The sequence below is a fragment of the Bartonella taylorii genome, assembly GCF_023920105.1.
Classification (GTDB): Bacteria; Pseudomonadota; Alphaproteobacteria; order Rhizobiales; family Rhizobiaceae; genus Bartonella; species Bartonella taylorii.
Genome location: NZ_CP083693.1, coordinates 1,690,945 through 1,716,777, shown reverse-complemented (window position 1 = coordinate 1,716,777; position 25,833 = coordinate 1,690,945). Strand labels below are relative to the sequence as shown.

Annotated in this window: 19 protein-coding genes; 9 read left to right on the top strand and 10 right to left on the bottom strand. The window is 38.8% G+C overall.

Going from position 1 to position 25,833, the window contains the following annotated elements; genetic code table 11:
- Nucleotide 1: 1 nt before the first annotated feature.
- The 3 genes from LBE40_RS07285 to ihfB form a co-directional block, all read right to left on the bottom strand.
- On the bottom strand, nucleotides 2–934 hold the full coding sequence (locus tag LBE40_RS07285) for a class I SAM-dependent methyltransferase (RefSeq protein WP_004858092.1): 933 nt from the start codon (nucleotides 932–934) through the stop codon (nucleotides 2–4).
- A gap of 169 nt (nucleotides 935–1,103) precedes the next feature.
- Nucleotides 1,104–1,400, bottom strand: a complete 297-nt coding sequence (locus LBE40_RS07280) for a lipopolysaccharide assembly protein LapA domain-containing protein (protein WP_004858093.1) — start codon at nucleotides 1,398–1,400, stop codon at nucleotides 1,104–1,106.
- A gap of 8 nt (nucleotides 1,401–1,408) precedes the next feature.
- A complete protein-coding gene (gene ihfB, locus LBE40_RS07275; RefSeq protein WP_004858095.1) occupies nucleotides 1,409–1,687 on the bottom strand; it encodes an integration host factor subunit beta in 279 nt (92 codons plus the stop codon).
- A gap of 190 nt (nucleotides 1,688–1,877) precedes the next feature.
- Between ihfB and lptC the strand changes: the two genes are divergently transcribed.
- The 6 genes from lptC to rlmN all read left to right on the top strand — a co-directional run bounded on the left by lptC (nucleotide 1,878) and on the right by rlmN (nucleotide 8,725).
- Nucleotides 1,878–2,522, top strand: a complete 645-nt coding sequence (gene lptC, locus LBE40_RS07270) for an LPS export ABC transporter periplasmic protein LptC (RefSeq protein ID WP_004858097.1) — start codon at nucleotides 1,878–1,880, stop codon at nucleotides 2,520–2,522.
- Nucleotides 2,523–2,605: 83 nt separating this feature from the next.
- A complete protein-coding gene (locus LBE40_RS07265) occupies nucleotides 2,606–3,214 on the top strand; it encodes an LptA/OstA family protein (protein ID WP_004858099.1) in 609 nt (202 codons plus the stop codon).
- A gap of 6 nt (nucleotides 3,215–3,220) precedes the next feature.
- On the top strand, nucleotides 3,221–4,015 hold the full coding sequence (gene lptB, locus LBE40_RS07260) for an LPS export ABC transporter ATP-binding protein (protein WP_004858101.1): 795 nt from the start codon (nucleotides 3,221–3,223) through the stop codon (nucleotides 4,013–4,015).
- 1,342 nt (nucleotides 4,016–5,357) lie between these two features.
- Nucleotides 5,358–5,822 carry a PTS IIA-like nitrogen regulatory protein PtsN gene (gene ptsN / locus LBE40_RS07255; protein WP_004858102.1) on the top strand — a complete coding sequence of 155 codons (465 nt, stop codon included), beginning with the start codon at nucleotides 5,358–5,360 and terminating at the stop codon, nucleotides 5,820–5,822.
- A gap of 1,128 nt (nucleotides 5,823–6,950) precedes the next feature.
- Complete coding sequence (locus LBE40_RS07250) at nucleotides 6,951–7,454, top strand: invasion associated locus B family protein (protein ID WP_004858105.1); 504 nt, start codon at nucleotides 6,951–6,953, stop codon at nucleotides 7,452–7,454.
- Between the two features lie 41 nt (nucleotides 7,455–7,495).
- Entirely contained in the window at nucleotides 7,496–8,725 is a 1,230-nt protein-coding gene (gene rlmN, locus LBE40_RS07245; protein WP_004858108.1) for a dual-specificity RNA methyltransferase RlmN, read from the top strand.
- A 1-nt stretch (nucleotide 8,726) separates the two neighbouring features.
- On the opposite strand, the gene LBE40_RS07240 is transcribed toward rlmN, so the two are convergent.
- Nucleotides 8,727–9,365 carry a LysE family translocator gene (locus LBE40_RS07240; RefSeq protein ID WP_004858110.1) on the bottom strand — a complete coding sequence of 213 codons (639 nt, stop codon included), beginning with the start codon at nucleotides 9,363–9,365 and terminating at the stop codon, nucleotides 8,727–8,729.
- A gap of 176 nt (nucleotides 9,366–9,541) precedes the next feature.
- Between LBE40_RS07240 and LBE40_RS07235 the strand changes: the two genes are divergently transcribed.
- Nucleotides 9,542–10,774: an argininosuccinate synthase gene (locus LBE40_RS07235; RefSeq protein ID WP_004858111.1), complete on the top strand. Its 1,233-nt coding sequence runs from the start codon at nucleotides 9,542–9,544 to the stop codon at nucleotides 10,772–10,774.
- A gap of 93 nt (nucleotides 10,775–10,867) precedes the next feature.
- Here LBE40_RS07235 and LBE40_RS08405 read toward each other — a convergent pair whose 3' ends face one another.
- Nucleotides 10,868–10,990 carry a hypothetical protein gene (locus LBE40_RS08405; protein ID WP_276577406.1) on the bottom strand — a complete coding sequence of 41 codons (123 nt, stop codon included), beginning with the start codon at nucleotides 10,988–10,990 and terminating at the stop codon, nucleotides 10,868–10,870.
- Between the two features lie 167 nt (nucleotides 10,991–11,157).
- On the opposite strand from LBE40_RS08405, the gene LBE40_RS07230 reads away from it, so the two are divergent.
- Entirely contained in the window at nucleotides 11,158–12,819 is a 1,662-nt protein-coding gene (locus LBE40_RS07230; RefSeq protein ID WP_004858113.1) for a lysine--tRNA ligase, read from the top strand.
- On the top strand, nucleotides 12,819–14,396 hold the full coding sequence (locus LBE40_RS07225; protein ID WP_004858115.1) for a peptide chain release factor 3: 1,578 nt from the start codon (nucleotides 12,819–12,821) through the stop codon (nucleotides 14,394–14,396). Before LBE40_RS07230 ends, LBE40_RS07225 begins: the two co-directional genes overlap by 1 nt.
- 101 nt (nucleotides 14,397–14,497) lie before the next feature.
- Here the strand turns inward: LBE40_RS07225 and trxA are convergent, their stop codons facing one another.
- The 5 genes from trxA to LBE40_RS07200 all read right to left on the bottom strand — a co-directional run bounded on the left by trxA (nucleotide 14,498) and on the right by LBE40_RS07200 (nucleotide 25,794).
- Entirely contained in the window at nucleotides 14,498–14,821 is a 324-nt protein-coding gene (gene trxA, locus LBE40_RS07220; RefSeq protein ID WP_004858117.1) for a thioredoxin, read from the bottom strand.
- A 91-nt stretch (nucleotides 14,822–14,912) separates the two neighbouring features.
- Entirely contained in the window at nucleotides 14,913–18,389 is a 3,477-nt protein-coding gene (gene addA / locus LBE40_RS07215; protein WP_004858118.1) for a double-strand break repair helicase AddA, read from the bottom strand.
- On the bottom strand, nucleotides 18,386–21,508 hold the full coding sequence (gene addB / locus LBE40_RS07210) for a double-strand break repair protein AddB (protein ID WP_004858120.1): 3,123 nt from the start codon (nucleotides 21,506–21,508) through the stop codon (nucleotides 18,386–18,388). The genes addA and addB overlap by 4 nt, the downstream gene beginning before the upstream one ends.
- A gap of 276 nt (nucleotides 21,509–21,784) precedes the next feature.
- On the bottom strand, nucleotides 21,785–23,275 hold the full coding sequence (locus LBE40_RS07205; RefSeq protein WP_004858122.1) for a bifunctional tRNA (adenosine(37)-N6)-threonylcarbamoyltransferase complex ATPase subunit type 1 TsaE/phosphotransferase: 1,491 nt from the start codon (nucleotides 23,273–23,275) through the stop codon (nucleotides 21,785–21,787).
- Between the two features lie 53 nt (nucleotides 23,276–23,328).
- Nucleotides 23,329–25,794, bottom strand: coding sequence for a sensor histidine kinase (locus LBE40_RS07200; protein ID WP_004858124.1), 2,466 nt, complete (start codon nucleotides 25,792–25,794; stop codon nucleotides 23,329–23,331).
- Between the last annotated feature and the right edge of the window lie 39 nt (nucleotides 25,795–25,833).

The window sequence follows — 25,833 nt, the reverse complement described above, 5'->3', positions numbered from 1 at the left end:
TTCAGGCAATCCAACGGCTAAAAAGAGAAGTGGAAAGGGCGCGTCCCGCGGATTCTTCACGCAAGATTAGTTCTCCTGATTCAACCGTACCACCAAAATTTATGAATTCATCACGCATTAAAGTGTGAAGTGCATAGAAGGAAGCACGAATAGAATAAGCGGTAAGTACGATAGAAAGAGGTTTATCGGAGAGAAGTTTACGACAGTTTGTGATCATAGCTGGTAAATGATCAAACAGTTGCCAAATTTCGCCATGGGGTCCACGCCCGTAGGCAGGAGGGTCGAGAAGAATCATATCATAGTTTTTTTTCCGACGCAGTTCGCGTTCGACAAATTTTACGGCATCATCGCAGATCCAGCGAATAGAGCTATCTGATAATCCTGCTCTTTCTTGATTAGCTTTTGCCCAAGCGATAGCTTTTTTAGATGCATCAACATGTGTAACATTTGCGCCAGCACGTGCTCCAATCAGAGAGGCAATACCTGTGTAGCCAAAAAGATTGAGCAGCTTGATTGGACGTGTTGTTTTTACAATTTGTTCTTCCATAAAACGCCAATGGGCATCTTGTTCAGGAAAGACTCCCACATGACGAAAGGAAGTAAAACGACCCAGAAAGGACAGTCCATTCCAAGACAGTGGCCAAGTTTCACCAAGCGGTTTTTTAGGAAAATGCCAGCGACCAACTCCTTCTTCATCTCGATTGCCTGTGAAAATAGCATCAACATCAGCCCATTGCTCTTGTGATAAAACGGGTTTCCATAGTGCTTGACCTTCAGGACGAATAATGCGGTAAGCTCCATAACGCTCTAATTTTTGCCCATTGCCAGAGTCAATGAGAGCATAATTTGCACTCATACCTGTTTCTAAAATAAGAGGTAACTTTTCCTGCGGATATCTATCATTATGGTTAGGTTTAAAGCATTGTGCAGGCATGTGTGGTATCACGATACAAGTATTTTTAAAATTTATGTTACAAAGCTATTGAATTTCTCGTAAGAGTGCAAAGAGGCTAGGATCAATTAAAACATGTATAGAAAAAAAGAAAAAGAATATTTTTACTCTGTATTAAACACTATAAGGAAGAGATTTTACTAAAATACCCTTATATTATATCCGTGACCGACATTTTTAATTTTTCGAGCTCAGCTTTACTTTTTCTGAGAGCTTTTTTGCATTTATGATATGCAAACCAATTTATTAAGACCCCTAATAAAATACCAAGACCGAAAAAAACAAAGAACCATATAAAAAAAGGAGCGTGATAAGTAAAATTCCCAGAGCTGATCTGAAAAGGATCAAGGGTTAATGTAACCATTTGACGATTAGCTACAATAACAGCAAGCAAAAATGCTGTGAGAATCACTACAATAATTGCTAAAAGGATACGTTTGATTGCCATAAGTTTACTCATTGGTTAAGACGATCACGCAAATCCTTGCCAGTTTTGAAAAAAGGAATCCATTTTTCTTCAACGACAACAGCTTCACCTGTTCGGGGGTTACGGCCGTTACGGCCTGAGCGGCTTTTGACTGAGAAAGCTCCAAATCCGCGAAGTTCAACACGATTGCCATTCGCAAGTGCTGTCGCAATTTCCTCAAAAATAGCATTCACAATATTTTCCACATCACGCTGAAAGAGATGCGGGTTCTGACGGGCAATAATTTGCACAAGCTCTGATTTAACCAAAATAGCCTCACTTTCACACAAAAAGATTTTCTATAATTGTGCATTCCATGTATGCACATTACAATATATAAATGGTTGAAAGCAAAATAAAACCAAGAAAAAACAAATTGCAAGAAACAAAATTTTAAAATACACCTTATAGGGGGTATACAAATTGAAAAACGCGGAACATTTAAGAGATTAGGAGAGTATGTCCATACACAATCATTATGAAGGCTTTTCAACGCAATCATCTCTTGGTGATGTTTTTAAAAAAGCATCTCGTCATTCGCGTCGCATTAGCATATTAAAGTTTTTTTTACCTCTCTTAGCACTGGTGGCAGTGCTCGTTTTTTGCTGGTTTACATTTTCCTTTACTCCCGTTGCTTCTGACCCTGTAACTTTGAATAGCGAAGAGGAAGGGGTAATGAAATTAACAATGCGCAATCCAAAATTAGAAGGTTACACGCGCTCTCATGAACCTTATTGGCTTAAAGCAGAAGAGGCATTTCAAGATCGTACACGTTCTGGAGTAATTGGGTTGCAAAACATTACGGCCGAGGTATCTGTGGGCAAACAAAAGCGCGTTTTTCTCGATGCGCAAGGGGGATCTTACGATAATATTAATGGTTATTTACAATTGGATAAGCCATTCACCATTACAACAAATGACGGAATGATTGCACAGTTTATAGCAGCAGATATTAATTTATCAGAGGGGCAATTAAATACAAAACAACCCGTCAATATTCAGCGCGCAGGTTTACATCTTGCAGCAAATGCTTTGCAAATTCGAGAAAAAGGACAAAATATATACTTTCATGGTGGTGTACATTTAGTGTTTGATAAACAATGAGAGAGTATCGATACGAATCTTAAGTGATCTTTATGAAAAAGAAGTATGTGTATATATGAACAGAAGAATATGAGAGTGATGAGATGAAGCTGAGGGATTCATACAAAAAATGGATGGGTGTAACTTTGGCTTTGAGCATGGGCATATTAGGGTTTGGAACAGTTTTGGGATATGCTGAAGGTGCCCATTTTGGGATTAATTTATCAAATGACAAAGAACCGTTAGAACTCTATGCAAATTCTTTAGAAATACGTGATAAAGAGGGGATAGCGCTTTTTAATGGTGATGTTTCGGTGGTTCAAGGCGAACGTCTTTTGCGAACAGCAAAATTAATTGTTTACTACGATAAAGCGCATAAAGTCGCTGATAAGAACCAAGTAGATACGAAGGCATCATCACCTGCTTGGTTTGGCTCGACAAGTATTAAGAAAATGGAAGCTTTAGGAAAAGTTTATATAAAAATTGCTACACAAATCGCTACTGGTGATAAAGGTGTTTTTGATGGAAAGTCGAAAATAATGAGTTTGACAGGGAAGAATGTTGTGTTAACTGACGGTGATAATGTAGCAAAGGGGTGCAAATTAACGGCAGATATGAAAAGCGGAAAGGCTTTTCTAGAAGGATGTGAGACATCTGAGAAAAAGGGCCGTGTTTCTATCATTTTTAAACAAAGTCAACAGAATGGCCATTAAGATTTCATGTTTGGAATCAAAAGAAAAAAACAGACGGACAAACATGATCTTGCAGGTGAAGCTTTAAAAAAGCGCTTAAAGGGGACTTTAATTGCCAGTCATTTGATTAAAGTTTACCGTGGAAGACAGGCTGTTAATGGTGTTTCTTTTGGCATTCGTACTGGAGAGGCTGTTGGCATTTTAGGTCCCAATGGTGCGGGGAAAACAACCTGTTTTTATATGGTTACGGGACTCATTAAATCTGATGGAGGGTCCATTAAAATTGATGGCTTTGATATCACGCATCTTCCGATGTATCGACGTGCTCGTTTGGGTATTGGGTATCTTCCGCAGGAAGCTTCTATTTTTCGTGGTCTTTCAGTAGAAAATAACATTAAAGCTGTTTTAGAGGTAGTTGAAAAAGATCACCTTAAACGACGTGAAGAGTTAGAGAATCTTTTGCATGAGTTTAAAATTGATCATTTACGCAAAATGCCTGCTCTTTCTTTATCAGGGGGAGAGCGTCGGCGACTTGAAATCGCGCGCGCTTTAGCTTCTCGCCCAAATTTTATGTTACTTGATGAACCATTTGCAGGAATTGATCCTATCGCCATTTTTGATATTCAGCAGCTTATTCGTCATTTAACACGACGTGGAATTGGTGTTTTGATAACGGATCATAATGTGCGCGAAACATTGGGACTTGTCGACCGCGCTTATATCATTCATGCGGGACAAGTGTTAGTGCACGGCTGTCCTAATGATATTATTAACAATGTTGATGTACGCAGAATTTATTTAGGAAATCAATTTTCTCTCTGATTTTACAGCTTTTATGCGTTTTCATTTAAGCTTAAACGGATCAACGTGATGAGTATAAGTGCTATTCTCACATGTTCAAGAAATCAAAAAAAATTGTTACTCATTTCGTCATAACAGATTTATTTGTAAATGATAATTTAGTATTTTGCTTGTTGAATGAAAGATACGAATACAGTAAGGATTTTTTATCTCGAACCTTCTTATGATGAATCAGTTAAAAACCGTTTAAGAAAGGATTAAAAATACCTCTCATGAACCGTTTCAATGCAAAAATAGTTAACAATATTGGGAACTGGCAATTAGTATGATAATGGTGCCAGTATATGAAACTGTGATGTTATTGTTAAGAGCTGCAAATAAAATAAGGGGATACAGTTGTTGGAGGACAAAATGGAGAATAGGTGTTTTTAGTTTGATTACGCAATAAAACTTTCTCTAACGATTGTATTTATCGCGTTATTGCTGAGAAGTTCCTTATTTATGCCAAAACTTCTTTTATGACTATAATATTAAACTGAGTTTTTTCTGGGTTATGAAAAAGGAACTCATCAAAGTATAATGATTCTATTATGTTATCGGTTTAGTTTGCTTTTGTTTGTATCATGGAAAAGATATCACTGGATTAACCTGATAATGAATGATAAACGAGGCTGTAAATAAATGCGCATGTTGTTGGAAGTTACGTAGATATTAATAATGCTTTTCACTGTTGAATTAAACAATATATCGAGGATGCTGTTTTAGATATTTTGATGGTAACGCCATGGGTTATATATATTATGGTTGTCAAATAGGATTTGTGGTATTTCGGTGGTTTGCATTGCACATTTAAAAGCAGGAGCACGACTGCGGATATCAGATAAAATCTGTGAATCTCTTTAAAATAACTATTGAACGATTTAAAGCCTTTGGATTGTCGTTGTCGGGCAATACTCAAGCTACACAGTATATTGTCGAGGTAAAGCACTATTTTGTCTTGATATGCTTCTCATTTTATAGGAGCTAATTTTAAAAAGGAAGGGAAAGGTTTGGTAAAGAATTGTACACCAACTTTTGTAACGGAAAGGTCATTAAATTTATGAATGATGATCTTTGCTCCTATTGTAGGGAATTTAATTTTATGAACAACCTTATTTCCTTGTTTTCTCGTGCTGTTAATGAGGATCTGAGTACTATTTATTGTTGCGCTGAGAGTGATATGTGATGAATTGAACTATCACCCATTATAAATTGAAAAGTAAAGTCACATGCGATGATGCAAAAAAATGAAAGAACTTTAGGTATCTGGACTGTTTACAGATTTATTGGTGAGCATTTGAGCGTGTAAAAGGAAAATTAAAGTATGAATTTGAGTGAGTTAATTGCACCGGAAGCAATTATTCCGGTCCTTAAAGCAAATTCGAAGAAACAAGTTCTGCAAATTTTAGCCGAAAAAGCTGCTGAGCTGACAGGTCTTAGTGAACATGTAATTTTTGATATTGTTTTGCAACGTGAAAAATTAGGTTCAACGGGGTTGGGTGGTGGTATTGCGATTCCTCATGGAAAACTGCTTGGTATTAACCGTATCATTGGTATATTTGCACGCCTTGAAAGCCCCGTTGATTTTGAAGCTCTCGATGACGAACCTATTGATCTTGTTTTTCTCCTTTTAGCTCCTGAGAACGCAGGTGCAGACCACTTAAAAGCTTTGTCGCAGATTGCGCGTGTTTTGCGTCATGCTGATGTTGTTCAAAAATTGCGCAACACTTATGACGCCAGCGCGCTTTATGCTTTATTGATTCAGAACTCAGAATCAAATGCCGCTTGAAAGACAATAGGGTGTGTTGCGAATAGTTTATAACAAAGAGAATTGGAAAATGGCATAATTTGCGCTTAAAAAGCCAAGAATCACTAATGGTATCATATGATGTTGAAGAAATTATTATTAAGGAACTTCTCATCTTAAAAAACAGAAGAAGACAGAAAAAAACACAGACTTTTGTTATTTTTCATGTATACAGCTCTTAATTATCACGCTTTTAGGTCTATTTAATTAGTGAGGGGCATCACGGATTAGTCTTTTTTCTTAATCAGTGTGGTTTGAATATTTTTTAATAATGTTGGTATTTAGGTGTTAAAGTAAGATAAGGGTTATCATTTCTTTATATAAGATGGTGAAGGAGGCCAACTGTTTAAGGGCAGATTTGTTTTAAGTATCAGCTGCTGCATAGAGTCGATACTGAAAAAACAATTTTGTACGGTAATAATGAAAATGAGAGTTTTTGGGTTGAGCAAGAGGATTTTTTATGCATGTACAAGCTTGTTCAATCACGGTTTAATTGATTAAGGGATTGTTTAAAAAACTATTAAGATGACGGGTTTAGGAACAGCTATGAAAAGAAATACATCAAAACAATATGGTTAGACGGATGTAGGTTGTTGAAAACATTTCAGAAATTGGCAATTGAAAATGGTAGAATGTATAGTAAGGATAAATAGTATAAAAGCAGGCAAAATTACATAGAGTGGTTAAGGCTATACATTCTATGTTGTATAGTAAATATTCTGATAATATTTGATAATTTTTTGCAAAAAGACTTTAAGATTGTGAAAAGGTGGTATCAAGACGATATTGAATACGTTTTATGGACACACTATAAGTAGGGGGGTATTTTGCAATTTTTATTAACCAAATGCATTGAGTGTGTTAATTTTATGAGTGATATTCGGCAAGCTGTATATTGTTTTCTTAGTCTAGTTATTGAATAAAGAGTTCATGTTTGAGTAACAACTGAAGGGTCACAATTGAATGTAAATAAATCTGCTCTTAAATTATTGCAAAAATATTTTGCCAATTGATGGAGTGTGATAGCTATATTAAGGCGTCGACGAGCTTTTGTTGAGCTTTTTCAATGAAGAAATTTTGTGAGAGACTAAAGAAGTGAGTTAAATGAAGATGTTTGAAAAGACTTTTATTGCTGCATCTATAATGGTTCTGGTGACGGCTGGAGCGGTATGTGCGCAAGCGCCAAGCCGTCTAAACCAATTTGAGGCTTGGGGAGCTTATTCTTATAAATCGCCAAAAAATACAATTTGCTACGTATTGTCAGTTCCCTTAGAGACACTTCCAACGACGGTTAATCATGGCGATAATTTCTTTTTGGTAACCAAGCGCTCGAATTCGCCTGTCTCATTTGAACCACAGTTCATGGCTGGTTATACTCTTAAAGAAGGGTCAAAAGTTATTGTGACCATTGGAGAGAAGAATTTTGATTTTTTTACAAAGGATTCCTCCGCTTGGTTGGCATCACCAGAATCAGAAAAACAACTTGTTTCTGCTATGCGTGCTGGAAGAAATATGACAGTGAAAGCGATCTCGAAACGGGGAACCCATACTACTTACACTTATTCCTTAAAAGGGGTCACCGCTGCATTAAATGCGGTCCAGAAATGCCATTAAGGTCTCTGTAACTCTAAAAGTGTAATATAAATTGGAAAACAATGGCCGTTTCATATGACCTTAGACCAGTTGGTTCATGTCTAGCACGAGACACAGACAATGTTGTCGTGAAGGAAAATTCTAAGCTCTCCCTAATTGGCTTATCGCAAGATGAAATGATGCAGGCCTTAAAGACTGTCGGTGTGCCAGAACGTCAAATACGTATGCGTGTACGCCAAATATGGCATTGGCTTTATGTGCGTGGCGTTTCAAATTTTAATGAAATGCTGAATATTTCTAAACCAATGCAAGAAATGCTTAAAAGTCATTTTTCTATTGCGCGTCCGGAAATTGTTGGAGAACAAATATCAAAAGATGGTACGCGTAAATGGCTCTTGCGTTTTCCAGCACGTGGTGCTGGAAGGCCTGTTGAAATTGAAACAGTTTACATTCCTGAAGAAGGGCGCGGTACTTTGTGTCTTTCATCTCAGGTAGGGTGTACGCTAACCTGTTCTTTTTGCCATACGGGAACGCAAGTTCTTGTTCGTAATTTAACAGCGGAAGAGATTTTGGCACAGTTATTGATTGCGCGCGATTGTTTAGGGGATTTTCCTGATAAGAATACTCCTGATGGAGCAATTGTTCCAGTTGAAGGACGCAAAATCACCAATATTGTTATGATGGGAATGGGAGAACCACTTTATAATTTTGAAGCAGTTAAAAAAGCTTTATTGATTGCTTCCGATGGAGATGGGCTTTCTTTATCAAAACGTCGGATTACGCTTTCAACCAGTGGGGTCGTTCCTGGAATTATCCGAACCGGAGAGGAAATTGGTGTCATGTTGGCGATTTCACTCCACGCAGTACATGATACGCTAAGGGATATGCTTGTTCCAATCAATAAAAAGTATCCACTTGCTTTGTTAATGAATGCTTGCCGTAATTATCCTGGTCTTTCCAATGCAAAGCGAATTACATTTGAATATGTTATGCTGAAAGACATAAATGATAGTTTGGAGGATGCTAAGCAATTGATTCAATTACTGAAAGGGATTCCTGCAAAGATCAACTTGATTCCCTTTAATCCGTGGCCAGGGAGTAATTATCAATGTTCTGATTGGGAACAAATCGAGCGTTTTGCTGATGTAATTAATAAAGCAGGCTATGCTTCACCTATTCGAATACCGCGTGGGCGCGATATTTTGGCTGCATGTGGTCAGCTTAAATCGGTTTCAGAGCGTTTACGAAAATCTGAGCGTTTACAATTTGAAAATGCTGTTTCCAGTAAATGACTCAATTTTCAGCTATAAGGAGATGGAGGGCAAAGCTGGTAAAAGTACCAGCAATAAGCCAGTTAAGAAAACGCATATAAAGAGGATTTTGTTTGAGGCTTTTCAAAAGTTTGTGCGCCATAAAAACCGCGGAAATTGTAATAGGGAGAGAAATAGGGATATAAGAAAGTCCTAAAATGAGTAATTTTTGTGTTGCCATAGGATCTTTAGCATTGATAAATTGCGGTAAAAAAGTCACATTAAAGAGAATAATTTTAGGATTTAAAAGATTAATTCCAATACCAGCAAGATAGTTGCGTTTAGAGCTTTGGTATTTAGATGGTACTGGTTCAACAGAAAATGTTAAGTGTTTACGTAATGCTTGAATAGCAAACCATAAGAGGTAAAAAGCGCCAGCAATTTTAAGAAGAACAAAAGCGTGTGGTGAAGCAAAAATAAGAGCTGATAAACCAAGTGCTACAGCGGTAACTTGAATGGCAAAGCCTGTTGCACTTCCTAAAGCGCACATAATTCCAGCTTTTTTGTTTTGTGTGATGGTTCGTCCTATAGAAAGCATCATATCAGGTCCTGGAATAAGTGCTAAAATCAACGATGCCGCAGAAAACTGTATTAAAATAGACCACTCAGGAAGAAATGACATATAAACCTCTTCATTATTGTGTAAAGAGGTTCAAATAATTTACACCTCTTACAAAAAATGCTTCTTTACACTTTCTTGTTTTTTTTTGCATCTTTTAAATGCTGCTCAAAAGGAGTTTATTTTCATTCTTTGCATAATTCTAAATTCAAAGAAAACAAACACAGTAGAGTTCTAAAATGAAAAAATGGCAAAATGTTAAAAAAGTTGTTTTGGCTTATTCAGGGGGACTGGATACGTCAATTATTCTTAAATGGTTGCAAAGTGAATTAGGTGTTGAAGTTGTAACCTTTACAGCCGATTTGGGGCAGGGCGAAGAGTTAGCGCTTGCCCGTCGTAAAGCTGAAATGCTTGGTGTTAAAGAAATCTATATTGAAGATTTGCGTGAAGAATTTGTGCGTGATTTTGTCTTTCCGATGTTTCGAGCTAATGCAGTTTATGAAGGGACCTACCTTTTAGGAACGTCAATTGCTCGTCCACTCATTGCAAAGCGTCTTATTGAAATTGCCAAAGAAACAGGAGCAGATGCAATTGCTCATGGGGCAACAGGAAAAGGTAATGATCAGGTACGCTTTGAGCTTTCTGCTTATGCACTTAATCCTGATATAAAAATTATTGCTCCATGGCGTGATTGGTCTTTTAAAAGCAGGACAGATTTGATTAACTTTGCGCATGCACACCAAATTCCGGTGGAAAAGGATAAGCAAGGTGAGGCACCTTTTTCGGTTGATGCAAATCTATTGCACTCGTCATCAGAAGGAAAAATTTTAGAAGATCCGGCACTTCCTGCTCCTGAATATGTGCATATGCGTACTCTTTCTCCGGAAGCTGCTCCAGATCAAGCAACTAGAATCACTATTGGCTTTAAAGAAGGTGATGCAATCTCGATCAATGGGAAAAGTTTATCGCCTGCGAAATTACTTTCTGAATTGAATAGTTATGGACGCGACAACGGTATCGGTCGGTTAGATTTAGTAGAAAATCGTTTTGTCGGTATGAAATCGCGTGGTATTTATGAGACGCCAGGAGGAACCATTCTCTTAGCTGCTCATCGTGCGATGGAATCTTTGACATTGGATCGGGGGGCGGCTCATTTGAAAGATGAATTAATGCCGCGTTATGCAGAACTTATTTATTACGGCTTTTGGTTTTCTCCTGAGCGCAAAATGTTGCAAGCTGCTATCGATTTATCCCAAGAAAATGTTGAAGGTGAAGTTATATTAAAGCTTTATAAGGGTAATGTGATTGTTGAAGGACGTCAAAGCAAAAAGTCGCTTTATTCCAATAAATTAGTGACCTTTGAGAATGATGAAGGTGCTTATAATCAAAAAGATGCCGCTGGTTTTATTAAATTAAATGCCCTGCGTTTGCGCACATTAGCAGCACGCTCATTAACACACACAAAAACATAACAGAAACCATTTTGACAGTGTTAAGCGCAGAACAGCTTTTATATCAAAAGTTGAAGAAGGTAATTTCTTTGATTGATTTTGGTCGCAGATAGATTATTTATCAATTTTGAGTTCAATGCTAGAGGTTTTGCTTTCTTGCCGATAGGTGTAATAAGAAAAACCTATAAGAAGAACGATTAAAGCGCCGATAATCAAAACAAGTAAATTGCGATTCATAATATTCACACTTTTATTGACATAAAATATAAGCAAAACAATAGGGCGGATGCTGATTATGGCAAGAGTATGATAAGAGTTTATGCCTTTTCACTTGCTATTATTGACGAATAAATTCAAGAACCATACACCATATCGTGAAAGAGTTTAATTTTTAGGATAAAGAAATGATGCGTGATCAGTGTGATGCCCTTAGCCTTACGCCAGAATTAAAAGATGCGGCTGTTCAATCGAGAGCTTGGCCATTTGAAGAAGCACGTAAGATTATAAAGCGGTATGAAAAAACAGGTTATCCAGAGAGTGTAATATTTGAAACTGGTTATGGACCTTCTGGTTTACCGCATATTGGAACCTTTGGGGAGGTAGCACGTACAACCATGGTGCGTCACGCTTTCCATATTCTCACGGAGAATAAAGTTAAAACAAAACTGCTTTGTTTTTCTGATGATATGGATGGTTTGCGCAAAGTACCTGATAATGTACCTGATCGCGAAAAGATGGAAAGTTATCTTGGTCAACCGCTTAGTCGTGTACCAGATCCTTTTGGCGATAGTTACCCTTCTTTTGGAGTAGCAAATAACGCACGTTTGCGCGCTTTTCTTGATCGTTTTAGTTTTGACTATGAATTTGCAAGTTCCACGGACTATTATAACTCCGGTCGTTTTGATGAAACACTTTTAAAAATACTTATCTGTTACGACAAGGTAATGGCAATTATCCTACCAACATTGGGTGAAGAACGGCGGGCTACCTATTCTCTCTTTTTACCTATTTCTCCTTTTTCTGGAAAAGTATTACAAGTGCCAATGATTGCTCGTAATATTGAAAAAGGAACAGTTACCTATATTGAACCTGAAACCGGAGAAACCATTGAAACGGAGGTCACAGGTGGCAAGGTTAAATGCCAGTGGAAGGTGGACTGGGCGATGCGCTGGAAAGCACTCGGGGTTGATTATGAGATGGCGGGTAAAGATCTTATTGATTCTACTAATCTTTCCTCTAAAATTTGCAAAATACTTGGTGGAAATCCGCCAGAAGGATTTAATTATGAGCTCTTTTTGGATGATAAGGGGCAGAAAATTTCCAAGTCCAAGGGAAATGGTTTAACCATTGATGAGTGGTTAACTTATGCACCAACGGAAAGTTTAGGGCTTTACATGTTTTCAAAGCCTAAAACAGCAAAACGACTTTATTTTGATGTTATTCCAAAAGCCGTTGATGAGTATTATGCGCATCTTTCAGCCTATGGTCGTCAAAGTTGGCAAGAGCGGCTTAATAATCCCGTATGGCATATCCATAATGGTTGTCCTCCGCAGGTTGATTTGCCTGTATCCTTTGCGATGCTCTTAAATTTGGTTAGTGCTTCAAATGCGGAGAATAAAGAGGTTCTTTGGGGTTTTATTTCTCGCTATGCTAAAGGAGCTAATGCGCAAGTTTATCCAGAACTTGATCAGTTGGTACAATTTGCCATTAAATATTTTGATGTCTTTGTCAAACCAAACAAAAAGTTTCGAACACCAGATAACGATGAACGCATAACATTAGAGCAAATCGATGCAAAATTAGCTAGTTTGCCGGAAAATGTTGATGGAAACATTCTTCAAAATGCGCTTCTGGATGTTGCACGTTTAACGGAGCGTTATCAAGACCATAACAAAAAAAGCCCTGAAGGAGGTCCAGGTGTTTCAAATATCTTTTTTCAAATGCTCTATGAAGTCCTTTTAGGGCAAGAACGAGGACCACGATTAGGATCATTTATTGCACTGTATGGGATTAATGAAATGCGGGCACTGATTGCTGAAGCGCTTGCACGGTCGACGGGGGAATAATGGAACAGAGAGCGCAGGAGATAAAACGGCGGCGTACATTTGCGATTATTGCTCACCCTGATGCGGGCAAGACAACACTAACAGAAAAACTTTTATTGTTTGGCGGAGCGATTCAACTTGCTGGTGAAGTAAAGGCGAAAAAAGATCGTATCCAAACCCGTTCCGATTGGATGAATATTGAACGCGATCGTGGTATTTCTGTTGTGACCTCAGTCATGACATTTGAATATCAAGACCATATCTTTAATTTATTAGATACTCCAGGTCATGAGGACTTTGCCGATGATACGTACCGTACTCTCACGGCAGTTGATAGTGCTATTATGGTGCTGGATGGTGCACGCGGAATTGAACCGAGAACACTGAAATTGTTTGAAGTGTGTCGGATGCGGGATATTCCTATTATTACTTTTGTCAATAAAATGGATCGTGAGGCGCGCGACCCTATAGAACTTTTAGATGAAATTGAAGAGAAACTTGCGCTTGATACCGCGCCAATAACATGGCCCATTGGTATAGGTAAAGATTTTGTTGGAACATTTGATCTTCATCATGACCGTTTTCGAAAAAAAGATGATGAGGTTACGCAACAGACGGTTTCTGGACCTGACGAAGTTGCAAAGTTGCTTCCTGAAAATCAACGCTTGTCTTTTATCGAAGGAGTAGACCTTGCGCGAAGTGCTTGCAAAAATTTTGATCTGCAAGCTTTCCGTGAAGGACATATGACACCGGTTTATTTCGGTTCGGCTTTAAGAAATTTTGGTGTTCGTGATTTGATCAATGCGTTTATTGATTTTGGTCCAAGTCCTCGTAATCAGTTAGCAGATCAACGCAATGTCATAGCGATGGAACCAAGAATGACAGGGTTTGTCTTTAAAATTCAGGCTAATATGGACCCACATCATCGTGATCGTATTGCATTTTTGCGGGTGTGTTCAGGAACGCTTGAGCGTGGTATGAAGACAAAGTTGGTACGGACTGGAAAGTCGATGACACTTTCAGCACCTCAATTTTTCTTTGCCCGCTCACGTCAAATTGCTGATCAAGCTTATGCCGGTGATATAGTTGGTCTTCCAAACCATGGAACGCTGCGAATTGGTGATACCTTGACTGAAGGTGAAGAGATTCTTTTTAAAGGTGTACCCAATTTTGCACCGGAAATTTTACGTCGTGTTTGTTTGGGTGATCCGATGAAAGCAAAAAAGCTCAAAGAAGCTTTACAGCAAATGGCTGAAGAAGGTGTCGTGCAATTATTTATTCCTGATGATGGGTCACCTGCTCTTGTTGGAGTCATTGGTGCATTACAAATTGATGTTTTAATGGAGCGACTTAAGGTGGAATATTCTTTACCGGTGAGTTTTGAATCAGCACGTTTTAATGTATGTCGTTGGATTTCAGCAGAGACGAAAGGTGATCTGCAAAAATTTCTTACCGATCACCGCTTTGCGATTGCGCATGATTTGGATGGTGATCCAGTTTTTTTGGCAGAAAATCATTTTTCATTGAATTATGAAGCAGAGCGGGCTCCAAAAATAAAATTTGCAACTTTTAAAGATTATCAAGTACGCTCTGAATAAACAAAAGCTTCTGTTATGATAAAAGAAGTTATTTTTTTACAAATCAGCACAAAGGAGAGATAAAATCTCTCTCCTTTGGAAAAAAGTTACTATAAATGGACTTAACGAAGCCCCTCTTTGATCCATTCAGAAACACGCCCTTTAGAAGCAGCACCAACCATATTCGATGAGACATTTCCATTTTTGAACATCAATAGAGTAGGAATCGATCGTACTCCGTATTGGGTCGCCAATTCTGGATTTTCATCAATATTTATTTTGGCAATTTTGATCTGATCTTGCATCTCTGTTGAAATTTCATCCAAAATCGGAGCAATCATTTTACAAGGACCACACCACTCTGCCCAAAAATCAACCACAACAGGGGTGGAAGAGGTGAGAACTTCACTTTCAAAATTGCTCTTATCAATTTTTATACAGCTCATTAGTTTATCCTTTATATCCATTTCTATAGATTGGTATGATGGCACTTCATATCAAGTTGTTGCCAAGAAATTATAAGAGAAATTTCTTAGCTTATAGGGCAATTTCATAGAGAAGCGCATCAAGTTTTTCCGGAGAGAGTTTGAAAATTTTTGCTTCTTTACTGTAAATAAGAAGAGCTTGGATTTCTTTATTGGGATGAATAGCTTGCAGCAATTTTCGGTAAAGAGCCATTTGTAGCAAAGAGTGTGGGGCGATAGCAGCTTCGTTTTCTGGTGGGATTCCTGTTTTAAAGTCAGCAAAAATAATACTATTTTTTGTGATGCATAGGCGGTCAATTTGACCGGAAATAGCCTGTTCTTTTCCACGGATTTTTACAGTGCCCATTAAGGAAACTTCCGCATGTGAATGGCCAGAAAAGAGGGGCTTGAGATACGAATGATTTAAAATTTTCCAAACATGACAAAGTGCTTTTTCTTTTTGTGCTTCCTGCCAATGAGAGGCTTTGGTGTTGAGATAGTGTTGGGCATAATCTCGACGTTTTTCGGGAGGGCAATTGGGCAAATATTGCAACAATCGATGAACAATATTACCATATTCAATGAAAAAAGCTCTGTTGGTATTTGTTTCTCCTAAGACAGGCGAGATACTAAGATATTTTGAATTGGGAGAAATCTCGGTATCAGCCTCAATGGAGAGACTAGCAACAGAGGGCCTCAACGGTTTTGGTAGCACCGGTTCTGCTGCGACTTTATGGGAGAAAAAATCCGGTAGAGGTGGAAGCTCTTGGCACTCAGCACAAGAGGCTTCTTGGTTTATTGAGGTAGAAGAAGAATCTGTGGTGCAATAACGCCAAGCTGCAATATCTTTTGCGGGACCTTTGATGGGAACTGCGTGTGGTTTGAGAGCTTTCTTTACCAATTGTAGCCACGTGTGAGGGGTGTTGCGCTCACTGCTATACCCGCAAACAAACAACCGATCTTCAGCGCGTGTCATTCCTACATAAAGAAGGCGCCTATACTCCTCTTCTGCACGCTCTTTTAAGCGCGAGATTGCTTGTTTAGAGGGTATTGTATCAAATTCTGCATTAGGACGCCAGATAAAAGCTTTTTGGTCACCCAAATATGTATTGTTCAAGGGAACTTTAAGCAAGTGAGGTGCATGCTGAGAATGCCAGATTGCACTACCGGGATCAACCAGAAACACAACGGCAGCTTCCAGTCCTTTTGCAGCATGAACCGTCATGATACGAATTTCTTCATGGTTTTGGTCAAACTCACGTTTAATTTCTGGTTCACTTACACTTAATGTTTCCAAAAAAGCTTGTAATCCTGGTAAACCCGTTTTTTGAATCGTGAGTGTGTAATCCATAAAAGCGTCAAGCACGTCATTTGCTTCCGATCCTAAACGAGCTAGAATTTTTTGTCGTCCCTTATCATTGTTTAAGATATGGCTATAGAATTCGAAAACTGGTATTTTATCCACTAAAGTACGATATTTACTCAAGTTTTCAAAAGCATCTTTAAAAGGGAAATGCGATGATGATTGCATACAAAGGCTTTGCCAAAGGGAACCTGTACGGTGAGCGGCAAGTTGATAAAGTTCCTCTTCGCTAAGTGCAAAGAGTGGACTTTTTAAAACACAAGCAAGAGATAAATCATCTTGTGGTTGTAAAACAAAACGTCCAAGTGCCATTAAATCACGCACACTCATATGTTTTGTAAGCTGTAAACGGTCAGCACCAGCGACAGGTACATTGCGTTGTTTAAGAGCACGAGAAAGCGCTAAGGCAAATTGATCACGTTTACGAACCAAGACCATAATATCACTGGCACGCAACAATCGCCCTTTTGCTGGAAGCATTTCTCCATTGTGTAACCAGCTTGCAATCGTTTCAGCAATTTTCTCTGCCAAACGTACTGCAGGTGTGTCTAAATGATCAACAGTTACATGCCAATCATCAGGAAATTCGTTTGTTTCTTTAGAAATGGCATCCCATAAAATAACTTCACCTGGGCTATGAACACGAATAGCTTCATGTACCGTTTTTGTATTTTCTGCTGAAAGCCCTTTATAATTTTCTGGTGTTTCAAAGACAAGATCAACGCTTTTAAGAATATCGGGTGTGGAGCGAAAAGAATAATTTAGTTGTATTTTTTCAAATTTCTGCTTCGCTTGTTCTGCTTTTTTTTGAATAATTTTGCCATTTGCAGCAAAATTTTCTGGAGCAGCGCCCTGAAAAGAATAGATAGATTGTTTTTCATCTCCAACAGCAAAAAGAGTACGTATGTTTGTGCGTTGACTATAACCTGTGAAAAATTCTTGTGCCAAAAATTGAATAATTTTCCATTGCTCAGGATTGGTATCTTGTGCTTCATCAAGCAGAATATGATCGAGTCCATTATCAAGTTTATAGTGCACCCATTGGTTTGCACCTTTACGCTGTAACAAATGGAGCGTGCGTTCAATGAGATCATCAAAATCTAAGAAACCATTGGCTTTTTTTAAATTCGCATAGATTTTGAGATACATGGCACAAAGCTGAAAAGCAGCCATATTGAGTGTAACGATTTTTAAGCATTGATATTTTTCTAAAAGAACAGAAAGGTTGTTTTGTTTATCTTCAAGCATTTGTTGAATAAAGGGCCAAATTTCATCTGATTTTTTACAAGATAAACGTGAAAAACTACGGGGCTTTCCTGTTGTGGTAAAATAGATATCGGAAATAAAGTTGATAATGGTTGTTTTATCACGAGCTTTCGCTAATTGAGAAAATTTCGCGATCATATCCTTGAGGTGTTGGTTGCCGTAAGTTTGGCAATGTGTAAGAGCATAAGGAGGTAGGCAAGCAGTCTGTTGAATTTTTTCCAGCAGCTGTTGGTTTGTTTCATCGGGTGCTAAATTAAACAGCGCACGCAATTTTTCTTCTCCATTTTCAGAGAGAAGAGAAGACAAGAAACCAGACAGTTTATGTTGCTTTTCAGTTGCTTCATACAGCAATTGGTTAAAAGTGTGTTCACTGATAATCTTAAGCAGTTGTTTCAAAGCGGGCTGTGCATCATTATGCTTTAAAAGTTGGCTGCGGGCTTCTTGTAGTAATTTTTTGCGGTTGACATCATCTATGAGTTCGAAATGTCCAGCAATATTGGCTTCTAGCATAAATTGATGCAAAAGAGATTCACAAAATGCATGAATAGTTTGTATTTTCAAGCCACCAGGTGTTTCTAGGGCACGAGCAAAGAGTTGGCGTGCATAAGTTATTTTTGTTGCATTGATAGGTTTGTTTTCAAGTTGCGATAAGATTTCTTTAAGCTGTGCATCATCGAGCTCATTCCAGTTGGAGAGTGTACGAAAAATCCGCGATTGCATAACAGCGGCGGCGGCTCTCGTATAAGTAAGGCATAAAATACGTGCTGGAGGAGTACCGTTTAAAAGCAAACGAATAACGCGTTCGGTTAGAACATGGGTTTTTCCAGAGCCTGCATTTGCAGAAACCCATACATTTGTTTTTGGGTGTGTTGCCGTTGCTTGTGCATCAAGGGCTGCTTCTGGAATAGAAAAAAGAGTCATGACTGATCTCCTCTATGAAATCCAGTTGACCATTCCCATAAGCGTGCCAGATGATCATAGTCACTTTCATATTGTTTTATCATGGGGACTGCGTGCGAAAGATAGCCTTGTCGTGGATTTTTATAATACTCCATTAATGCGATAAGATGTTCCCATGCTTTTTCACCGAGACTAATGACATTTTGGTGCTCTTTTTTCCCTTTCTTTGAAAGAATTGATTTAGGAGTAATTTCACTTTTTCCATTAAGGGGAATGTAAAATAAATTTGAGGGGATAAGATTTTGAAAATCTGTAAAGGCTCCTTTCATTAACAAAGCTGTTTCCAGTGCTAATTGTGGAAATAATAAATCACGAACTTGTTTTGATGAGGGAGGCGTACTGGTTTTAAAATCGATAATTTCAACCGTTTTGTTTGCTAATACATCAATACGATCAGCACGTCCTGAAAGAGTTACCCCTGTTGTACCTATGGGTATTTTTTCGGATACTACTTCGGTATGTCGTTCTCGAGGCCCTAGACTTTGTTCCCATTGAAGAATGAAAGGAGCAAGATTTTCAAAATTTGTCCACCAGATTCTTTCAACATCGGCAGGTAAATTGCACTTATCAAATTCTTGTCGTCCAAGTGTGAGGAGTATATCTAATGCATTTGCGGCATTTGGATTTTTTACTTGTGTCCCAAAAGCAGCAAGAATAGCATGATAAAGTGTTCCACGTTCGGCCGCGCAAGGGTCATGGATGAGCGCTTTAAGTGGTTTGAGACGCAAGATTTTTTTGGCATAAATGGCATAAGGATCATACCTCAACGTTTCTATTTCAGTGATCGAAAAATGGCGAGGGCGCATATCAAGGGGCGGTATTGGGCAAGGACGTTTTGCACAGGCAACCATGTTTGTATTGTCAAGCATTTTTGCCCAATGGAGCACCCTTTCACCTCGTGCACGGATTTGTTTCCAGACCTGTTTTCCTACGACAGTCTCTAAGCGTTGTAGCCAGCGTGAAGGGAGTGAAGGAACATGATTAACCCGCAGTGCTCGGCTCATCACTACTTTATTCATTCCCATAGCCCATTGAAAATCATGTGCAGAAAGACCAATACGCTGTTCTGGCGGTTCAAGAGTTAACATCATTTTCATCGGACGCGATAAAAAAGCATCATTACGGGTTGTTATAGGCCATGATCCTTCATTGAGACCACCGATGACCACTGTATCAACCGTTTGCAGACGTGATTCCAAAGTGCCCCAGATGAATAAGCGTGGATGTCCTCCAGGGGAAGGTGTGACCGAGCGGGTTGCTATAAGCGCTGAAAACATAGCGGGCCATTCGCAAAGACGAAATTTTAGCCCTGATTGATCATTCACCAATTCACGCAAAAAAATTGATAATGCTTGTCCTGCTTCATGTTGATAAAGATGGGCAAGAGAATCGTTTTCATCACGCCCAAAATTTTCAAAAACTTCAACAGTAGCTATTGCGGCTTCATTTATACTGCATTCCTCTTCCTGTTCCATGAGAGATGCTAAAGGTTTAACAGCTTTGACCAACAGCTGACAAAGCAGATGTGCTTCTTCACACTTTTGTTGATCAAGGGTGCAGTCATCAGAAGTATTCTGGGAATGTGTTTTCATCCATTTTTCAAGAAAGTGGTCACATTTGCAAAGATGAATACGGCCAGTGCTGCCTCGAAGAATAAAGAGTTCAAAATTTTCTGCCATTTCGCGTAAGCGATGACGGCTTTGTTTGAGTGTTGTAAGTGGATGTTTGAGAAGGGAAAGAAAAGCAATTGGATCACTAGGCTGAAACACATTTTCTAAAATAAGCCGTAACAGAGTTGAAGGCAGTGTTTGTGCTAATGGTATTCCTCCTGAATCATTTGCTTCAATTCCAAATCGCTGTAATTCAACGGAGACACGACGTGCTAAATTACGATCATTTGTAATAAGAGCTGCGGTTTTTTGAGGTTCTTCAATAGCATTGCGTAAAGCAACAGCAATAGCAATAGCTTCTTCGCGCTCGTTTATAGTTTCAATAAATGACCAATCTGCACAGAGATTTTCATAATCATCGCGGACAATTTGTACCCATCGATCTGTTGTAGATGCTGGTCGGAGCGCTTCTGATAAAAGAGCCGTACGCCTTTTCTTTATTGCACTTTGTTGACCAATTTCGCGAACATGAATGCGATGACATTTCATGAGAGAGAGGAGTTTTTTTAAATGATATTGAGGATGGCTAAAAGCATTTGTTGCATGATTGAAAAAATCACAAGTTGTTTTTTCTTCATTAATTGTACCTAATGCTTCCCATTGTGCTTCATCCATGTGCAGATCAAGTCCGGGAAGAACAACAGCTCCTTTTGGGAGAGAGGAAATTACCTTTAAAAGATGAGAAACTGCAGGAATTGACCCTGAAACACCAGCCGCAAGTATAGGTTTATTAGGTTGTGTGTGGTGTAAAGTTTCAGCGTATATTTTGAGTGCTTGATTGCGCCATTCAGCTGGATTACTTTGTTGTCTTTCTTGTAAGATTTGCGGCCAGCTTTGTGTAACAATATTGAGAAAATCGAGTGTTATTTGCCACCACTCAGCTACCATATCAGGAGCAATGTCTTTAAGTTTTGACCAATCGGCTGATTCTGTTTCAATTTCATCCATCAAATGTGCTAAATCTTGAGCAAGCCAAATTGCATCGGCAGTATGAGCAGGAATAAACACGTCTTCTGTACCAAACATAGCACGCAAATGAGCAGGTAAATTTTCACGCCAAGGACGAATAAGACGTGCTAAAAGCAGAAGGCGTTCAGTTTCTCCAATCGGAGAATTTAGGGTAAAGGTACAGTTTTCAACAAAAAAGAAACTGTCTTCATCCAGATCTCCTAGAGCGCGTATGGTTGGCAAGAAAGTTGATTTTGTAGCACTTCTTTCAACAAAGGCTGTACGTAAAGCGCGAGCAGCACGGCGTGTTGGTACGTAAATAAGAGTATCAGCAAGAGCAGCCTGAATATCTCCATTTGGTGCAAAATTATCAATGAGAACACCGGAGAGTAGTGCATCAACAAAATGTGGTAAAAAAGCAGTTCCTGAAGAAATAGAAAAAATACGCGGTTTATAAGTCATATGCTCTCATTTTGGATAGTAAATATCCTATTTTATTGATTTTTTCATTGTTCCTACTGTATACAATTTTCACTTAGGGAAAAACGAAAAAGCGACATCTGTGCAGCAGATTTTTTTTAGATTAAGCAGCCAGTTGAGTAGATAATATCCGTCAATTCTCATCAAAAGTTTGGAAAAAGAGAATGGTCGCGGACATATACTTATCTTCGCGTTCTTTAGCAAAAGCAGCTTGCTTGAATGAAGAGTATTTTATAAAGGCTAACGTGTGAATTTCTATTATGCTTCTGAAAGGAGTCCTAATTTTTGATAAAAACTTTGTAAAGGTGCAAGCATTGGGTGTGAGAGATTGCGGGCAAGATAATCCTGTGCATGAGGTAGATATTTGAGATAAGATGATTTTGCATCTCGCTCGTGAAGACGGACAAAAATTCCTAAAACTTTCGAAGCTCGTTGGGCGCCTGCAAATGCGTAAAGCTTACGTAATTCATCTTCATTAAAAGGTCGTTGTGCTTGATGACGTGCATGACAATAGGCATCAAGAATTTTCGCTTCGAGTGTTGGTGGAATAAACAGGCGGGCATCTTGTGCTAAAGAGACAAGATCATAGGCTGTTGGACCGATTAAGCCATCTTGAAAATCAATGAGACCAATGCGGGAAAATCCCTCTTTATGTGCGCGCCAAAGAATATTAGGGGAATGGTAATCACGCATGACAAAGGTGTTTTCTCCTTTGGTGAGGCTAACGAGATAGGGTTGCCAACACGCAAAAAAGGCTTCACGCTGTTCTTGATTCAAGGTTTTTTGTGTTTGGAAGGGCAAATACCAGTCTAGCAATAAGGAGAGTTCTGCTTGAAGCGCTTGGCAATCATAGGAAGGAATTTGAAGCGAAAATGTTGCAAATTGCTTTTCAGAGGGCCACGACTTTTGGTGAAAGGTAGCCAGTAATTCACTACAGGCGATATAACGCTCTTCCAAAGGATTGCCAGTTTGATCTAAAATTCCTTCACGCCCGAAATCTTCTAGAATCAAAAGACCTTTTTCAGAATCTTCAACAAAGATATGGGGAGCAGAAAAGCCATTGTCCAAAATGAGCTGATTAATTCCTATAAATTGACGGATATCTTTTGCAAGGTGTGCCATTATTATGTAAGAGAGATCTGTGTTTTGTTCCATTTGCATAGTTGGCGCATTCATAAGAACTTCTTGATAGTTTCCATCATCCAAAAGTTCATAGGTGCGAGCAGAGGCGTCTCCAGCTAAAAAACGACGATGAACATGACCACGGTTATGGGTTTTTAAAAATGTGCGAATTGCAAAAGATCGCTGTAGACGCTCAATAGAATGTTGTGCTGATTTAAGAATCACACGACGCCCAGAGCCTTCGTGTTGTAAAGTAATTGCAAAGGTAGCAGGTCCTAAAATATCAGCCCCTTTTTCTGGCCATTCAATGAGTAAAATGCTTTGTTCACGTTCTTCATGAAGCCCTAATTCATAAATTTCTTCTTCCATAGAAAGACGATAAAGATCAACATGAAGAACATCAAATTGTGGAAGCTGATAGCTTTGAGCGAGAGTGAAAGTAGGACTTGGAACATCTAGAGTACTGTCATTGGCAAGTGTGTGGATGATTGTCCGTGCGATGGTTGATTTTCCTGTTCCAAGATCGCCTTGCAGCGTTACAATATCACCTAGCTTTAAAGCGAGAGCTAAATCTTGCGCAAAAAGCTTGGTTGCTTCTTCATTTTCAAGAAAAAAATTAAAAGGCATTACAAGTTCCGTAAAATGAATGAGAAAAAATTGTGTAACGATAAAGGGCTAGATTAAAAAACTTTATCTCCTTTGGGAACTGGAAAAAAACATTTAACCGTTGTTCCTTGTCCTGTACCGGTAAGAATTTCAACGTGACCACCATGGAGTTCAACAAAGTTTTTTACAAGGGAAAGTCCAAGACCTGCTCCTGCACGTCCACCATGATGTGAATGAGAAGAAAAACGTTTAAAAATGCGATCAAGAATATCTTCTGGAATATCAGATCCCTCATTGTGTACACTAAAGACGATGTTGTCATCTTGCTCATCGACACAAAATTCAATCGTGCTTGCTTCTGCTGCGAAATTAATCGCGTTACTCAGAACATTAACAAAGATTTGGTGCAAACGTGTTGCATCAGCAGAAATAACATTTAAGGAGGGAGAAATTTGCTGTAGAAGTGTAATATGGCGTCCATTAAGGCGCTCTTCCACGCGCGCTACTGCGTGTATCATAGCATCGGCAATATTAACTGACTGTATGTCTAGCTCCATGATACCCGCATCAAGGGTTGCAAGGTCAAGAATATCATTAACAATATTCAAAAGAGCGTCTGATTCTGAATGGATGTGCCCAAGATATTCCTTTTGACGTTCATTGATAGAGCCAAAAATTTGATCACGTAAAATATCAGAAAATCCTATAATATTGGTGAGAGGTGTGCGCAATTCATAGGAAACATGTTGGACAAATTCATTACGCAAACGATCAGCACTTTCCAAGGCTTCATTTTTTTCTTGAAGAGCACGCGCAACATGGACGGTGTCCGTAACATTAACGAAAGTGAGCATCGTTTGCCCATTGGGGAGCGGGACCAATGTGTAGTCAATAATCATTTCGTTTTTGAGATCCATACGACCTGAATATGTGTCACGCTTTTCAGCAAAACCTGTAATAAATTTGGCAAACTGATTCCATTCAGTCCCCGTGCACAGAGCTGAACAATGGCCTTGTAGCTGTGTGATATGGGTACCTTCTACCAATAAATTATAGGGAAGAGACCATAATTTAGACAGAGCTGGATTCGATAAACGAAGACGCCCGTCAGTGCCAAAAACTACCACTCCTTCTGAAAGTTTATCAAGCGTTTCGCCTTGTATTTTAATAAGTGTATTATAGCGTCGTTCAAGATCAATTTTTTCTGTGAGATTTTCGTAAAGCCAAGTGACACCTCCTTGTGGATGGGGGCTGGAAATAACACGTACCGTGCGCCCATCAGGAAGATTCCATATTTGTTGATTCGATTCTGTTTGCCGATAGGCTTTAAAAAGTTCTTCTTTCCACGCGCGCCAATCGGGATTTTCCGCAAGGAGTCCTTTTTCACGCAAGTGTTCAAGAAGCAATGTATGGCTTGGTTTACTTTCTAGAAAAGAACTCTCCAACGACCATAAAATTTTAAAAGCCTGATTGCAGAATTTTAATTTTTGGTTTGTATCAAAAATGGCTACAGCTGTTGAGATTTGATCAAGTGTTTCACAATGGCTTTGAAGAACGTGCCTCAGTTCATTGGCAAGGTTTTCATATGCGCTGTCATCACGGGCAAAAGCTGCCATTCCTTCTTCTGTTGTAATCCGTGTGAGGTAAAAACAGTGCCGTTCTCCATCAATGACTGTATGAACGTGCTCTTGAAAAATCGTTTCTATTTCATCTGTTTTGGGTTGTGTTTTTTCATTAAAAAGATCAATGACTTCATTGTTATTTTCTCTAAAGCCTGTCATTTCTTTAAAGGCGCGATTGATAAAACAAACTTTCCCCTCACAATCTCTTATCCATACAGGTTCTTGAATACGATCAAGAAGATTGCGCTGCATTCTCAGTTCGGTGAGAATTGTAGCGATATCTTTCTGTAAACGAGCATTTTCGCTCTGTTGTGTTGAAATGTCTTGAAAGCGTGCAATGGCTGCTGTGCCGGCGATTACCCCTGTAACTTGTAACAGCATATTGTTTGTGGTGGTGATGGAAAGTTCAAAAGGGTGAGAATTGTAACGCAATTGCGTTAATGCGTAGTCAAGTTCTCGGCTTGAATTTTCTTCAAGCCATAGGTTAAAATACTGAAAGTCTTTCTGATGAATTCCTGCTTTTTGTAATACGGGAATATTACCAACTACACGGGGTGAATCCGTTGGATTTTCCCAAATAAGAAGGGATTGTCCTGTTTCTTCCAAAAGCCACTCATAATATCGAAGTTTTTCAGAAAAATCTGCTTGAATTACTTTCAAAGGTTTTTGTGAAGCTTTTTTTACGCGCATAATAACTGCCATACACATAAGAAGTGAGGCACAAGAAATTCCTCCGCAGAGCGCTAAAAGAAGCCATGGAGCATCTGGTAAAGTGAAGGTAGGTGGTAGATGCATTTCCAATGACAGAGCAATAGCGCATGTTGGAGAAAAAATGAAAAAAAGGCAAAAGAGATGAGTACAGATTCGGATCATTTTTTGAGCTTTTTCTTTGGGGGTAGCATCACCAAAGTTGAGCACGATGCGTTTTCCTTTTTTCTTTTAACTGAGGGAAACGTT